Source organism: Paraburkholderia sp. J7 (genome assembly GCF_905220155.1).
Lineage (GTDB): Bacteria > Pseudomonadota > Gammaproteobacteria > Burkholderiales > Burkholderiaceae > Paraburkholderia.
On record NZ_CAJMYZ010000007.1, the window covers coordinates 225,708 to 240,551 of the forward strand.

Below are 14,844 nucleotides of genomic sequence, written 5' to 3' on the forward strand. Positions count from 1 at the left end.
GGTGTGCGTTTGCAGCGTACGCCTCCGCATCAGTCAGGATGTCTAAGCGTCAGATGAATTGCGCAAAATTGAGCGTCATGAACAAGAGCAACCCATGAACATATCGAAATTCTTCATCGACCGGCCGATCTTCGCGGGCGTGCTGTCCGTGCTGATCCTGCTGGCCGGCGTGATCGCGCTGTTCCAGTTGCCGATCTCCGAGTACCCCGAGGTCGTGCCGCCTTCGGTGGTGGTCCACGCGCAGTATCCGGGCGCGAACCCGAAAGTGATCGCCGAAGCCGTGGCCGCGCCACTGGAAGAGCAGATCAACGGCGTCGAGAACATGCTGTACATGCAGTCGCAGGCCAATAGCGACGGCAACCTCACGCTCACGGTCACGTTTCGCCTCGGCACCGACCCGGACAAGGCCACGCAGCTCGTGCAAAACCGCGTGAACCAGGCGCTGCCGCGCCTGCCGGAAGACGTGCAGCGTCTCGGCATCACGACCATCAAGAGCTCCCCCACGCTCACGATGGTGGTGCACCTGATTTCGCCGGACAACCGCTACGACATGACGTACCTGCGCAACTACGCGCTGCTCAATGTGAAGGACCGCCTCTCGAACATCCAGGGTGTGGGCGAGGTGCAGTTGTGGGGCTCGGGCGACTACGCCATGCGTATCTGGCTCGACCCGCAGAAAGTGGCGCAGCGCAATCTCACCGCGAACGACGTGGTCAACGCGATTCGCGAGCAGAACGTGCAGGTGGCGGCGGGTGTGATCGGCGCGTCGCCTAGCGTGCCCGGCACGCCGTACCAGTTGAACGTCAACGCGCGTGGCCGTCTGCGCACGGAGAGCGAGTTCGGCGACATCATCGTCAAGACGAATCCCGACGGCGGCGTGACGTACCTGCGCGATATCGCGCGTATCGAACTGGCCGCGTCGGAGTACGGTTTGCGCTCGCTGCTCGACAACAAGCCGGCCGTCGCGCTCGCGATTAACCAGGCGCCGGGCGCGAACTCGCTCGCGATCTCGGACCAGGTGCGCGCGGCGATGAAGGAACTCAAGCAGGACATGCCCGCGGGCGTGGATTACAAGATTGTCTACGACCCCACGCAGTTCGTGCGCTCCAGTATCGAAGCGGTCGTGCACACGCTGCTCGAAGCCATCGCGCTCGTGGTGATCGTGGTGATCGTGTTCCTGCAAACATGGCGTGCGTCGATTATTCCGCTGATTGCGGTGCCGGTGTCGATCGTCGGGACGTTCTCGCTGCTGCTTGCGTTCGGCTTCTCGATCAACGCGCTGTCGCTGTTCGGCATGGTGCTCGCCATCGGTATCGTGGTGGACGATGCGATCGTGGTGGTGGAAAACGTGGAGCGCAACATCGCCAGCGGGTTATCCGCGCGCGATGCGACCTACAAGGCCATGCAGGAAGTGAGCGGGCCGATCATCGCCATTGCGCTCACGCTCGTGGCCGTGTTCGTGCCGCTCGCGTTCATGAGCGGCCTCACGGGCCAGTTCTACAAGCAGTTCGCGATGACCATCGCCATTTCCACGGTGATCTCGGCGTTCAACTCGCTCACGCTTTCGCCCGCGCTTTCGGCGCTGCTGCTGCGCGGCCACGGCGAGAAGGAAGACTGGCTCACGCGCGGGATGAACCTCGTGCTGGGCGGCTTTTTCCGCCGCTTCAACCAGGTGTTCCATCGCGGCTCGGAAAGCTATGGGCGCGGCGTGAACGGCGTGCTGCGCCACAAGGGCGCGATGCTCGGGGTCTATGTGGTGCTGATCGCCGCAACGGTGCTGATGGCGCGTGTGGTGCCGGGCGGCTTCGTGCCCGCGCAGGACAAGGAGTATCTGATCGCATTCGCGCAACTGCCCAATGGCGCCGCGCTCGACCGCACCGAGAACGTGATTCGCGACATGAGCGCCATTGCGCTCAAGCAGCCCGGCGTGGAAAGCGCGGTGGCGTTCCCGGGCCTTTCGGTGAACGGCTTCACCAATAGCTCGAGCGCAGGCATCGTGTTCGTCACGCTCAAGCCGTTCAAGGAGCGCAAGGGCAAGGCGCTTTCGGCAGGTGCGATCGCGGGTGCGCTGAACCAGCAGTACGCGAGCATCAAGGACTCGTTCATCGCCGTGTTCCCGCCGCCGCCGGTGCTCGGCCTCGGCACGCTCGGCGGCTTCAAGCTGCAGTTGGAGGATCATGGTGCGCTCGGCTATGAGGCGCTCAACCGCGCGACGCAGGACTTCGTCAAGCGCGCGGCGCAAACGCCGGAGCTGGGCCCGACGTTCACGAACTATCAGATCAACGTCCCGCAGCTGAACGTCGATCTCGACCGCACGAAGGCGAAGCAGCTTGGCGTACCGGTCACGGACGTGTTCGACACGATGCAGATCTATCTCGGCTCGCTCTACGTGAACGACTTCAACCGCTTCGGACGCGTGTATCAGGTACGCGTGCAGGCCGATGCGCCGTTCCGCCAGAGGGCCGACGACATCCTGCAACTGAAGACGCGCAACGCCGCGGGCGAAATGGTGCCGCTCTCGTCGCTCGTCACGGTCACGCCCACGTACGGCCCCGAAATGGTGGTGCGCTACAACGGCTACACCGCTGCCGACATCAACGGCGGCCCCGCACCCGGTTACTCGTCGGGGCAGGCGCAGGCGGCGGCGGAGCGCATTGCGGCCGAAGTGCTGCCGCGCGGCGTGAAGTTCGAATGGACCGACCTCACGTACCAGCAGGTGCTGGCGGGCAATGCGGGCATCTGGGTGTTCCCGATCAGCGTGCTGCTCGTGTTCCTCGTGCTGGCCGCGCTCTACGAGAGCCTGACGCTGCCGCTCGCGGTGATCCTGATCGTGCCGATGAGCGTGCTGTGTGCGCTAACGGGCGTTTGGCTCACGCAGGGCGACAACAACATCTTCACGCAGATCGGCTTGATGGTGCTGGTGGGGCTGGCTTCGAAGAACGCCATTCTGATCGTCGAATTTGCGCGTGAGCTGGAGCACGACGGACACACGCCGCTCTCCGCTGCAATCGAAGCGAGCCGCCTGCGTCTGCGTCCGATCCTGATGACGTCCATCGCGTTCATCATGGGCGTGGTGCCGCTCGTGCTCTCGAGCGGGGCGGGTTCGGAGATGCGTCATGCGATGGGCGTGGCTGTGTTCTTCGGCATGCTGGGTGTGACCGCGTTCGGCCTGCTGCTCACGCCGGTGTTCTACGTGGTGCTGCGCACGCTCGCGGGCGGCAAGATTCACGTCGCGCAAAAGGACAATGCGCGCAAGCCGCAGTCGATGGTCGATGCGTGAGGCGACAAGGGAGAATGATTAACATGACTAACGAATCCAGCTTGCGCTATAGCCGAAATGCCTCGCCGGGAGGCGGGCAGTTTGCGCGTATCACACGAATCGCGGCGAGCGTCGCGCTGTTTGCCTGGCTCGCGGCGTGTTCCGTCGAGCCCACCTACAAGGTGCCCGACGCCGCCGTGCCCGCCGCCTACAAGGAAGCGCCGCAGCAAACGCAAAGTGCGAATCCGCATGACGTGGGCACATGGAAGCCCGCGCAGCCCGCCGACGACGCTCACCGCGGCGAATGGTGGACGGTGTTCGGCGACCCGACGCTAGACAAGCTCGAACAGCAGGCGCTCGAAGCGAACCAGGACCTCAAGGCGGCCGCCGCGCGCGTGCAGCAGGCGCGCGCCGTGACGCAGGCCGCGCGCGCCTCGTGGTTCCCGTCGATCGATGCGGGCTTCGGGCCGACCTACGAGCGTGCTTCCCCGGCTTCGCTGTATGAGTCGCAGAACACCAATGTGCCCGCGCAAACGCTGTGGCGCGCGCAGGCCACCGCGAGCTACGAGGTGGATCTGTTTGGCCGCGTGAGTTCGAACGTCCACGCCGCACAGGCGGACGCGCAGCAAAGCGAAGCCTTGTTCCTCTCGGTGCAGCTTGCCTTGCAGGCCGACGTCGCGCAGAACTACTTCCAGCTGCGCCAGTTCGACTCGGACGTCGATCTGTACCGCCGCACGGTGGCGCTGCGTGAAGATGCGCTCAAGCTCGTCGAGCGCCGCTTCAAGGAAGGCGACATCAGCGCGCTGGACGTGGCGCAGGCGCGCAACGAGTTGGCGAGTGCGCGTGCCGACGCGGTGGGCGTCGCGCGTCAGCGCGCGGCCTCGGAGCATAGCCTGGCGATCCTGCTCGGCAAGGCGCCCGCGGACTTTACGTTCCCGGAAACGCCGCTCGCGCCGGTGGTCGTCCAGGTGCCGCCGGGACTGCCTTCCGCGCTGCTGGAGCGCCGCCCCGACGTGGCGGCCGCCGAGCGCTCCATGGCGGCCGCGAACGCACGCGTGGGCCTCGCGAAGTCGGCGTTCTTCCCGCAGCTCAATATCACGGGTGCAGCCGGCTTCGAGTCGGCCACGCTCGCCGACCTGTTCATGTGGTCGAGCCGCGCGTTCCTGCTTGGGCCGCTTGCTGGCACGGCGCTCACGCTGCCGCTTTTCGATGGCGGCCGGCGCAAGGCGAATCTCGCACAGTCGCGTGCGAAATACGATGAGGATGTGGCGCAATATCGCCAGCAGGTGCTCGTGGCCTTCCGCGACGTGGAGGACAATCTCTCCGACCTGCGCCTGCTCGACGACCAGATCCGCGAGCAGAACGACGCGGTGAGCGCTTCGCAACAATCGGCGCACCTTTCGCGTACGCAGTACGAGGAAGGCGAGGTGAGCTATCTGAACGTGATCGACAGCGAACGGACGGTGCTCGTGTCGCAATTGCAGGCCAGCCATCTGCAAGGCTCGCAGGCCGTGGCGACCGTGAACCTGATCCGCGCGCTGGGCGGCGGCTGGGGCGATGCGAAGCCCGGCGATGGCGCGCCGCCGCCGCTCGCAGCACGCTAAACGTCCCGCAAGACTCCACGGAAACAGCTGGAACGCTCGCCGCCTGCGCATATCGCAGGCGGCGATTTCCTTTGCGTAATCGCTTCGTAGACCCGGCCCCGCCGCGCCCCTATCATCGTCTGGACCCATCTGGAGCCAACGCGATGGGCCCTCATCGCGTCGCTCCTCACTGAACGAAGTCCAACTTCCATTCGAGGAACGCGATGATCCGTACCGTGCGCGCCGTGGGGCGCCCTTTTTCTTTTCAGCGCGTTTTTGCCTGGCTCGGCCTGCTGACGGCAATTGCCGTGCCGCTCGCGGCCACCACACTCAACGCGCACGCGGATACGCCCACGCTCAAGATCGGCATTGCCACCACGCCGCAAACGCCCGCGCTCCAGGAGGCGGCGCGCGAGGCGAAGGCGCAGGGCGTGGACGTGAAGATCATCGAATTCACCGACTGGAACACGCCCAACGCCGCCTTGGCGAACAAGGACATCGACGTCAACTACTTCCAGCACACGCCGTTTCTGGAGAACGCCGAAAAGCAGGGTGGTTACAAATTCGTCGCCATTGCGCCGGGCACGATCATGAAGATCGGCCTGTATTCGAAGAAGGTAAAACGTTTCGAAGACCTGAAGGATGGCGCGACGGTCGCCATCGCGAACGATCCCGTGAACGGCGGACGCGGCCTGTTGCTGCTGCAGCGCGCGGGCCTCATCAAACTCAAGCCGGGTGTGGACTATCGCGCCACGACGCTCGACATCGTTTCCAACCCCAAGCATTTGAAGATCGTTCAGCTCGAGGCGTCGCAACTCGCACGCTCGCTCGACGACGTGGATCTTGCGCAGGGTTACCCGAGCTTCATCAAGCTTGCGGGCACGACCGATCCGAACAGCGCGCTGCTTTTCGACGGCGTCGAAAACAAGTCGTTCGCGATCCAGTTCGTCGTGCGGCCCGAGAGCGTGAACGATCCGCGCATTCGCAAGTTCATCGACATCTACCAGCATTCGCCGGCTGTGCGCAAGGAACTCGACAAGGCCTTCGGCAACCTCTACGCGGTCGCCTGGTAAAGCGCGCGTCATTCACGCACGAGGAGCAGCGATGATGAAATGGTTCGGAGCGGCGCGCTTCATCGAAGCGGGGCCGGCGGCGGGCGAGGCGGCGCGCGATGCCGACGTGTCGCAGCCCGCGGTCGTGTTCGAAAATGTCGGCAAGACCTACGCGGCTGGCGCGCATGCGGCGCTCGCGGGCGTCGGCTTGCAGGTGGCGCGCGGCGAGGTGTTCGGCATCATCGGGCGCAGCGGCGCGGGCAAGTCCACGCTGCTGCGGCTCGTGAACGGCCTCGAAAAGCCCACGAGCGGCGGCGTGCGTGTGAACGGCGTGGACGTGGGCGCGCTCGACGAGCGGGCGCTCGTTGCGCTGCGACGGCGCATCGGCATGGTGTTCCAGCACTTCAACCTGCTTTCCGCGAAAACGGTGCACGACAACATCGCGCTGCCGCTGAAAATCGCGGGCGTGCCGAAAGCAGCCGTCGAGGCGCGCGTGAACGCGCTGCTCGAACTGGTGGGGTTGAGCGAGCGCCGCGATGCGTGGCCCGCGCGGCTTTCCGGCGGGCAGAAGCAGCGTGTGGGCATTGCACGCGCGCTCGTGCACGAGCCCGATATCCTGCTGTGCGACGAGGCGACTTCGGCGCTCGACCCGGAAACCACGCGCGCCATTCTTGCGCTGCTGCGCGACATCAACCGGCGCCTGGGCGTCACCATCGTGCTCATCACGCATGAGATGGAGGTCATACGCGACGTGTGCGATACGGTCGCGGTGATCGAGCGCGGCGAGGTGGTCGAGCAGGGTCCGGTATGGCGCGTGTTCGGCAATCCGCAGCACGAAGCGACGCGTGCGCTCCTGCACACGCCGGGCCACGAGTTGCCTGAGGACCTCGCGGCGCGCATTCACGCTTCGCCGCAAGCGGGTGCGCATGCGCTGTTCGACGTGCGCTTCACGGGCGAGGCGGCGCAGGAGCCCGACCTCGCCACGCTCGCGCAGGCGTTCGGCGCGCAGGGTGTGCGGTTTGTGCACGGCGGTATCGAGCGGATTCAGGGGCGCGCGCAAGGGCGGCTGGTCGTATCCGCGCCGGTGCAAAGCGCCGGCGAGGCAGCGTCGCTCGCCGAGCGCGCGCGTGGGCATGCAAGCCGTGTGGAGGTGCTGGGCTATGTCTGAAGTATGGATCGCCGAACTCCTCGAAGGCATACGCGACACGTTGCTGATGGTCGGCGTATCAGCGCTATTCGCACTGCTGATTGGTATTCCCATCGCGCTGCTGCTGGTCACGACGGCGCGCGGCGGCATCCTGGAGCGGCCCGCGCTCAACTCCACGCTGGGCGCGCTCGTCAACGCGTTCCGCTCCACGCCCTTCATCATCTTGCTGGTCGCGTTGCTGCCGCTTACACGCTTCCTCGTGGGCACGACAATCGGCGTATGGGCCGCCGTGGTGCCGCTTTCCGTCGCGGCCATTCCATTCTTCGCGCGTGTGGCCGAAGTGAGCCTGCGCGAAGTCGATCGCGGCTTGATCGAGGCTGCTCAGGCCATGGGCGCGCAGCGCCGCCATATCGTGTGGCATGTGCTGCTGCCCGAGGCGCTGCCCGGCATGGTGGGCGGCTTCACGATCACCGTGGTGGCGATGATCGGCTCGTCGGCGATGGCGGGCGCCGTCGGCGCGGGTGGCCTCGGCGATCTCGCGATACGCTACGGCTATCAACGTTTCGACACGACGGTCATGGTCACCGTCATCGTGCTGCTGATCGCGATCGTTGCCGCCGTGCAGTTCGCGGGCGACGTGCTGGTGCGGCATCTTTTGCGGCGAACCTGAGGGGCGCAGCCTTTTCGACATCACGCGCGCAGCCTCTTTGCTGCGCGCTTCGCTTTTCTTGGCATCTCATTCGGGAAATATGGGTATGAACGAAGCACAGCGCCCACGCGGGCACGAACAGGACGCGCGTTTCGCCGCGCTGCTCGAAGCGCTGCGTGCGAACGCCGCACAACGCGATCTTGCGGGCGGCCACGCGGCGGCCGAAAAGCAGCGCATTGCCGATGCCGGACTGCTCACGCTCGCCGTGCCGCGTGAGTTCGGCGGCCAGTTCGGCAAGGACGGCGTGCGCTGGAGCGATATCTACGCGACGATCCGCGCGCTTGCGCGCGTCGATAGTGCGCTTGCGCATCTGCTCGGCTTCCAGTGCCTGCAGGTGGCGAGCGTCGAATTGTGGGGCAGCGCCGCGCAGCGCGCGAACTGGCTGCAAGGCACCGTCGAGCATCGCTGGTGGTGGGGCAACGCGGTGAATCCACTCGACACGCGGCTCGTCGCGCAGCCGGACAAGGAAGGTGGCTGGCGTTTGCATGGCAAGAAGGGATTTTGTTCGGGCACCTACGGTTCGCAGAGGATGACCGTGAGCGCGCACGATCCCGCCACTGGCAACCCGGTGTTCGCGGTCGTGCCCACCACGCGCGCCGGGATCACGGTGCACGACGACTGGGACCCGATAGGCCAGCGCCAAACCGATAGCGGCACCGTATCGTTCGAGAACGTCGCAGTGCGCGCCGACGAAGTGCTGCAACGCCCCGACACGCCGCGCGCCACGCTGCGCACGCTGGTTTCGCAAGGCGTGCTGACGAATCTTTTCGTGGGCCTTGCCGAAGGTGCGCTTGAAGAAGCGCGCGCCTATGTGCTCGCGAACGGCCGCCCGTGGGTCAATTCGGGTGTTCAGCACGTGGCCGACGACCCGTTCCTGCAGCAGCGCTTTGGCGAGATGCGCGTTCAGTCGCTCGCGGCGGCCGTGCTGGCGGATCGCGCGGGCGCGCTGCTCGACGCTGCGTGGGACGAAGGCGACGCCTTGAACACAGCCACGCGTGCCGAAGTCTCGCTCGCGATTTCAGAGGCGAAGATCGTCGCGCACCGTGCCGCGCTCGAGGGCGGCGAGCAGCTTTTCGAGGCGTGCGGCGCGCGCGCCACGGGCGCGGCGCTCGCGCTCGATCGCTTCTGGCGCAACGCGCGCGTGCACACGCTGCACGATCCGCTCGACTACCGCCTGCGCGACGTGGGCCGTTTCACGCTCTTGAGAGAAGTGCCGCAGCCGACGCTGTACACTTGAGGGCCCGATCGCGGCATGTGCTGCGACAGGTCAACCCTTGAGGATCGAACCGTTGGAGTTCCGACTACCGACCACGGCAACGGCGCCTTTTTGCCCTTCAGAAGTGCAGGGCAGTATCGAGGTTTCGCCGCGCGCGCCGTTCTGGAAGAAGTTCTGGCAATTCGCAGGTCCCGGCCTGCTGGTGTCGATCGGGTATATGGACCCGGGCAACTGGGCCACCGACATCGAGGCGGGCTCGCGCTACGGTTACAGCCTCCTGTTCGTCGTCGTGCTGTCGAGCCTCGCGGCCATCGCACTGCAGTGCCTGTCCATGCGACTTGGCATCGTGACGCAACGCGATCTCGCGGAGCTGTCGCGCGAGCGCTATTCGAGGCCGGTCGCGCTCGGCCAGTGGCTGCTCGCCGAGCTGTCGATCATCGCGTGCGATCTTGCGGAGGTGCTGGGCGGCGCGCTCGCGTTCCACCTGCTGCTCGGCTGCTCGCTGATGGTGGGCGTGGTGCTCACCGCGTTCGACACGCTGATCGTGCTCGGCCTGAAGGGCAAGAACTTCCGCTCGCTCGAGGCGATCATGGCCGGCCTGATCGCCACGATAGGCCTGGGTTATGTGATCCAGCTCGCGCTCGTGAGGCCGCACTGGCCTTCGGTCTTTGCGGGTGCGGTGCCGTCGTGGCACGCCATTTCCTCGGTGGAGCCGCTGTATCTGGCGATCGGCATTCTTGGCGCGACCGTCATGCCGCACAACCTCTATCTGCATTCGTCGATCGTGCAAACGCGCGCCGTCAAACGCGACCCTGCGAGCCTCAAGCAGGCCATTGGCCTTTCTCGACTCGACACGATCGCCTCGCTTCTGATCGCGCTCCTGATCAATGCGGCCATCCTGATTCTGGCGGCAGCGGCTTTTCACGCCAACGGGCACACCGACGTCACCGACATCGAGCAGGCTTACAAACTGCTCGCGCCGATTGTCGGCACGGGCGCGGCGGCAGTGCTATTCGCGATCACGCTGCTCGCCTCCGGGCAGAGTTCGACGTTCACCGGCACCGTGGCGGGCCAGGTCATCATGGAAGGCTTCCTGCAGATGAAGATTCCGTGTTACCAGCGGCGCTTGATCACGCGCGTGCTCGCGCTGATTCCCGCCTTTGCGGGCGTGGCGCTGCTCGGCAACGGTGCAGTAGGCAAGCTGCTGGTGGCAAGTCAGGTGGTGTTGAGCCTGCAACTGCCATTCGCGCTCTGGCCGCTCATTCGCATGACGAACGATCGTGCGCTCATGGGCGAGTTCGTGAACCGGCTCCCCACGCGGTTGATTGCGTGGTTCCTGTTCGTCGTGATAACGGCTGCGAACCTGTGGCTCGTCTGGCAGACGTTCAGCGGAAATTAGAAGCGGGAAAGGTGTAACAGGCGCGCGCCATGGAGGCGGCAAGCAGGGGCGGCAAGCAAAAGCCGCAAGCAAAAGCCGCAAGCAAAAGCGGCAATCGGAAAGCGCTTCGCCGTCCGGCGCCCCCGAGCGCCGGACGGTTTCACGTCTTGGTCTTGGTCTCAAGTCCGGTTGACCCGGATCTGCTCTCCTACGCTTACGCAGCCTCGGCAATGCCATCCGACGTTACCACTGCCGGAAGGTCGCTCTCGGTCTGCTCGGCGCCCCGTCGCGCTGCAGCCGCCTTTTTCGTCTTGCCGGCTCGCGATGGAGGCTGGCATGCGCCGCACACGACGTTGTGCTGAAGGTCGTGGCGATGCGCGACGAACTTGCCGTTGCAACGGCAGCAAGGCGTCAACTGCAGAATATCGGCATCGAAAAATCGCACCAGGGTCCACGCACGCGTGAGGTCGAGCGCCGGCTCGGCCCCGCTGTGGCGGCAGTGTTCCAGATACAGCCGGAACCCCTTGGTGAGCGCGTCGAGATGCGAGCAACGCGCTTCGTTCTTCAGGAACAGGTACGTGTTATAGAACAGCGAGGCATGGATGTTGGCCAGCCACGTCATGTACCAGTCCGCCGAGAACGGCAGCATACCTTTGGGCGGCGACACGCCACGGATCTCGCGATACAGGCGGATCATGCGGTCGCGCGAGAGCGTGAGTTCGCTTTCGAGCACCTGCATACGCGCGCCCAGCTCGATCAGTGCGATCGCGCGGAATACTTCCTGAGCGTCTTCGGTGAGGCTGCGCCGCGTAGTCATGACGTCACCCTCAGGCGAATTGCCCAGCCGGCTGTCCTGCTAGCAGGATGGCCGCATGGGTAGCCGCCACGTCGGCATGCCTGGAAGTCTGCGTAAGCGCCGACAACATCGCATGATCGTCGAAGCGGAAAAAACAGAGAAGTTGGTCGGAAGAGGCCAACCTGACGATCTGCGCGAGCGACAGAGCGCCAAGCAGATCGGCCAGTTCCGACGACAGTCCCAGTCGGAACATGCCGACTGGCTTGTCCTCGCGCAGCATGCGCTGTGCGAGCATCAGATACGACAAATTAATTTCGCGGATAGATTCCAGCGTCTCGCTGCTACGGTCCATTTCTCTAGTTTCCGAAGCCCCGAATTTAACCCCCCGGCTTTTTCGCCGTTGTATCTTTTCTGGTCTTGTCGTCGATCTTCGCTCGTTGGCTCGATCTGACTCTTTGATACAGGTTGTTACATCTCGTAACAACCTTGGACTGAATTGTATGAGGGCTTATCTCAGAAAGCAATCCCTCAGAAAAAAAATAATCGGACTGTTGTAAATAATTTTCGGTAAGTTTTGCCGTCGTTTGAAACCTGGCTTACAGCCAGCCGTCGAGGCCTTGATCTGATTGATGAACTTGGCGGCGAAGCCTTGGTTTATCAGGGTTTCCGCCAGCTTCTCGATGCATGCGCAACGAATCGTCGCGAGTCAAAAAGCGTCGGCCTCATGGAATAAACGTTTAGAAAGGAGTGGCGTTGACAGGTAAAAAATGCGCGTCTGCGGATTAATACCTATGACGATTAAGTTGTAACAGGTGTTTCGACCCTGAGGACCTGTAACAGGGCAATGTGTAACTGAGATGTTACGAGTGCAGAAGGCAGGTAACCCTGTTGTTTCCGGGAATATATGCAGACCGGATATTGCGCGGAGATCGCGTCTTTGAAACGTTTGCGAGGGGGGGCGGAGTGCGGCGGCACAGGCCGGTGTCTCGGTCATATCATGACGTGATACAGCTGCCATAATGAAAGCGGTACTTCGGGTACGGCGCGCTCGCCTGTCTTGCGCCGGGAATCGTCGGGGGAGGAATCATGGCCTCGTTCAACAGGATTCTGCTGTGTTACGACGCAACGCGCGAAGGCCGGCGGGCTTTGCGCGAGGGCGCCGACCTTGCGCGCGCATGCCACGCGCAAACGCATTTGCTCGCCGTGCTCGATCAGGCGCCGCTGCAATGGGGGACGGACATCGCGTCTGCCGTGCCGTTCGAAGCCGCGGAAGAGGCGGCGCGCGAGATTCTGCGTGAGGGGGTGGCCTGCCTGCAGGAGAAGGGCCTCGCGGCAACGGGCCACTTCGTGGTGGGCCGGCCGATTGACGTGATCGCGAGCTACTGCGCGGAGCTTCTGCCCGATCTCATCGTGCTGGCTCACCACCGGCGCGGTCCGTTCAAGCGTTGGTGGGCCGGTCGCGATGACCGCTTGCTGCTCGACCGCGTGTCGTGCAGCGTGCTGGTTGTCACAGCACCGGACCCGGAGCCGGTGAAAGCGGCGGCCTGAGCCGCAGCGGCGCAGGTTTGACCGGTGCGCGGTTCAGGCGCTGGGTTCGCCAAGAATCGGCGTGCGCTTGACCTCGGAAATGTAGAGCAGGATCAGCGAGACCCATACGACGCCGTAAAGCAGCATGAAGCAGCTCGACCTGATCTTGAGCCAGTCGAGCAGGATGCCGAACAGGATCGGCAGCAAAAAGCCGCCCAGGCCGCCCGCCAGACCGACAATGCCGGTCACGATGCCCATGTTGGTGGGGAAGTCGTCGGCCACGTACTTGAATGTCGAGGCCATGCCGAACGCGAACACCGCGCCCAGCACGAAGGCGATCGCGACGAAGCCGAACACCGGCATGCTGATGTGCAGCGCCGCCTGGCCGTCGATCGTGTGAATCACGAAGTCCGTGGGCGGGTACGAGAGAATGAAGAGGCAAATCCACGCCACCCACAGACCCCACCACGTGACGGTATGCGCGCCGAGCTTGTCGGCGAGCACGCCGCCCACGGCGCGCAAGATCGAGCCCGGCAGCGAAAAGCCCGCGGCGAAGGCCGAAGCCATGACGAGCGACATGCCGTACTCAGCCTTCAGATATTGTGGAATCCACAGCGAAAGGGCCGTGAAGCCGCCGAACGTGATCGAGTAGTACTGGCACAGCCGCCACACGCGCGGGTCGGCCAGCACCTTGAACGAGTCGAGCAGCGAGCCGCCCGACTTGCCGGCGCCGGGGTCGCGCGCCGAGCCGAGCCAGAAAATCACGGCGGTCACGAGCAGCGCGACGGCATAGACGCGCGGCACGAAGCGCCATCCATAGAGATTCTCGAGTTGCGGCGTGACGAACAGGTTGACGGCGGCGCCCACCGTGCCCGCACCGAAAAATCCCATGGCGAAGCCGCGCTGGCTTGGCGGGAAAAAGCGGGCCACATACGGCGTGCCCACTGCGAACGAGGCGCCCACGCAGCCGAGAAAGAGGCCGATGAGCAGGAATTGCCACAGCTCGCTCGCATAGCTGACGATATACACCGGCACGGCGCAAACCACGAGCAGCGTGGTCATGACGATGCGCCCGCCGAAGCGGTCGGTCCAGGCGCCCAGAGGCAGCCGCATGAGCGCGCCGGTCAGCACGGGTGTGGCGGTTAGCAGGCCGAACTCGGTGCTGTTGAGCTGGAGTTCCTCGCGCAGCTGCACGCCGAGCACGCCGAACATCATCCACACCACGAAACAGACAAGGAACGCGAGCGTGCTGACGAGCAGGACGGACCATGCCTTCGCGCCGACTTTCTCGGGCTGCGCTGCGCTCGTCACAGGGCGGGCCGGTTCGCTACGCAGATTCATGTTGTCTCCATCGCGTGGGGGTGCAGATCGACTTCACTGGACGAGCGGGCTCGTCGCGGCTTCCAGCGCCGCGTTTTCGAGCGTCGCTTCGGAGGCCAGGATCGATACGTACTGTTGAATGGCCTTGTGGCGCACGCGTTCGCTGAGAAAGCGCGCGATGTCGCCGGAAACGTCGTCGTAGGGCACAGCATCACCCGGCACGCGCTGATCCACGCGCACGAGATGAAATCCGAAGCGTGTGCGTACGAGGCGAGGCAGAACGCCCATGTCGGCGCAGTCGAACAGCGCCGCTTCGAACTCGGGCACCGTGTCGCCGCGCGTGAGCTGGCCAAGACTCCCGCCCACGCCCGCTGAAGGGCAGTTCGAGAACTGGCGCGCCAGCGCCTCGAACGTGTCGGGCGCCTGCTGCAACTCGCGCAGCGCTTCTTCGGCTTTCTGGCGCAGCATCGCGAGCGGCACGCGGTCGGTAATGGCGAAGAGAATGTGGCTCGCGTACACGAGTTCGTTGCGCACGAAGCGCTTTGTGTGCTGCGTGTAGTAGCGCTCGCAGTCTTCGGACGTTGGCTCGGGCACACGCAGTTCGCGCTCTAGCAGCTTGTCTGTCGTGCTGTCGTCGAGTTCGGCGTCGGGCGCCAGCAGGTTCAGCGCCACGGCGCGCTGGCGCAGCAGTTCGTGCACGACGAGCGTGCGCCGCGCGGCGAGCGCGGGGTCCGGGTCGTCGGCGTGGTTGCCGCGCTCGGCCTCGATTGCGGCGAGGCCGATCTCAACGTCGTTCACGCGGGCGGGCAGGTCTGGCTGTCCTTCGTGGGGGGCCGCATTCATGATCGATCGCGCTC

The 14,844-nt window shown here is 64.6% G+C and carries 12 protein-coding genes; 8 read left to right on the forward strand and 4 right to left on the reverse strand.

Annotated elements, in window-relative coordinates; translation table 11 throughout:
- The first annotated feature begins 94 nt into the window (after window positions 1-94).
- The 7 genes from U5A58_RS14255 (at window position 95) to U5A58_RS14285 (ending at window position 10,365) form a co-directional block, all read left to right on the forward strand.
- Entirely contained in the window at window positions 95-3,280 is a 3,186-nt protein-coding gene (locus U5A58_RS14255) for an efflux RND transporter permease subunit (RefSeq protein WP_321911469.1), read from the forward strand.
- Window positions 3,281-3,303: 23 nt separating this feature from the next.
- Window positions 3,304-4,863 carry an efflux transporter outer membrane subunit gene (locus U5A58_RS14260; protein ID WP_321961881.1) on the forward strand — a complete coding sequence of 520 codons (1,560 nt, stop codon included), beginning with the start codon at window positions 3,304-3,306 and terminating at the stop codon, window positions 4,861-4,863.
- A gap of 203 nt (window positions 4,864-5,066) precedes the next feature.
- The gene (locus tag U5A58_RS14265) at window positions 5,067-5,915 is read left to right on the forward strand and encodes a MetQ/NlpA family ABC transporter substrate-binding protein (RefSeq protein WP_415774222.1); all 849 of its coding nucleotides are present in this window, start codon (window positions 5,067-5,069) and stop codon (window positions 5,913-5,915) included.
- Window positions 5,916-5,946: 31 nt separating this feature from the next.
- Window positions 5,947-7,062 carry a methionine ABC transporter ATP-binding protein gene (locus tag U5A58_RS14270; RefSeq protein WP_321961882.1) on the forward strand — a complete coding sequence of 372 codons (1,116 nt, stop codon included), beginning with the start codon at window positions 5,947-5,949 and terminating at the stop codon, window positions 7,060-7,062.
- Window positions 7,055-7,711 (forward strand): methionine ABC transporter permease, encoded by a 657-nt coding sequence (locus U5A58_RS14275; protein WP_321961883.1) that lies wholly within the window; start codon window positions 7,055-7,057, stop codon window positions 7,709-7,711. The genes U5A58_RS14270 and U5A58_RS14275 overlap by 8 nt, the downstream gene beginning before the upstream one ends.
- 79 nt (window positions 7,712-7,790) lie before the next feature.
- On the forward strand, window positions 7,791-8,987 hold the full coding sequence (locus tag U5A58_RS14280; RefSeq protein WP_415774223.1) for an acyl-CoA dehydrogenase family protein: 1,197 nt from the start codon (window positions 7,791-7,793) through the stop codon (window positions 8,985-8,987).
- 52 nt (window positions 8,988-9,039) lie between these two features.
- Complete coding sequence (locus tag U5A58_RS14285; protein ID WP_321961885.1) at window positions 9,040-10,365, forward strand: Nramp family divalent metal transporter; 1,326 nt, start codon at window positions 9,040-9,042, stop codon at window positions 10,363-10,365.
- Window positions 10,366-10,558: 193 nt separating this feature from the next.
- Here the strand turns inward: U5A58_RS14285 and flhC are convergent, their stop codons facing one another.
- Together flhC and flhD are read right to left on the reverse strand one after the other, a co-directional pair.
- Window positions 10,559-11,161 carry a flagellar transcriptional regulator FlhC gene (flhC, locus tag U5A58_RS14290; protein WP_158759205.1) on the reverse strand — a complete coding sequence of 201 codons (603 nt, stop codon included), beginning with the start codon at window positions 11,159-11,161 and terminating at the stop codon, window positions 10,559-10,561.
- A 10-nt stretch (window positions 11,162-11,171) separates the two neighbouring features.
- Window positions 11,172-11,492 carry a flagellar transcriptional regulator FlhD gene (gene flhD / locus U5A58_RS14295; RefSeq protein ID WP_042266670.1) on the reverse strand — a complete coding sequence of 107 codons (321 nt, stop codon included), beginning with the start codon at window positions 11,490-11,492 and terminating at the stop codon, window positions 11,172-11,174.
- A gap of 734 nt (window positions 11,493-12,226) precedes the next feature.
- Between flhD and U5A58_RS14300 the strand changes: the two genes are divergently transcribed.
- On the forward strand, window positions 12,227-12,688 hold the full coding sequence (locus U5A58_RS14300; RefSeq protein WP_321961886.1) for a universal stress protein: 462 nt from the start codon (window positions 12,227-12,229) through the stop codon (window positions 12,686-12,688).
- Window positions 12,689-12,721: 33 nt separating this feature from the next.
- Here the strand turns inward: U5A58_RS14300 and U5A58_RS14305 are convergent, their stop codons facing one another.
- Together U5A58_RS14305 and U5A58_RS14310 are read right to left on the reverse strand one after the other, a co-directional pair.
- Window positions 12,722-14,008, reverse strand: coding sequence for a nitrate/nitrite transporter (locus U5A58_RS14305; protein WP_321934097.1), 1,287 nt, complete (start codon window positions 14,006-14,008; stop codon window positions 12,722-12,724).
- A 33-nt stretch (window positions 14,009-14,041) separates the two neighbouring features.
- A complete protein-coding gene (locus U5A58_RS14310; RefSeq protein WP_321961887.1) occupies window positions 14,042-14,830 on the reverse strand; it encodes a peptidylprolyl isomerase in 789 nt (262 codons plus the stop codon).
- Window positions 14,831-14,844 lie beyond the last annotated feature (14 nt).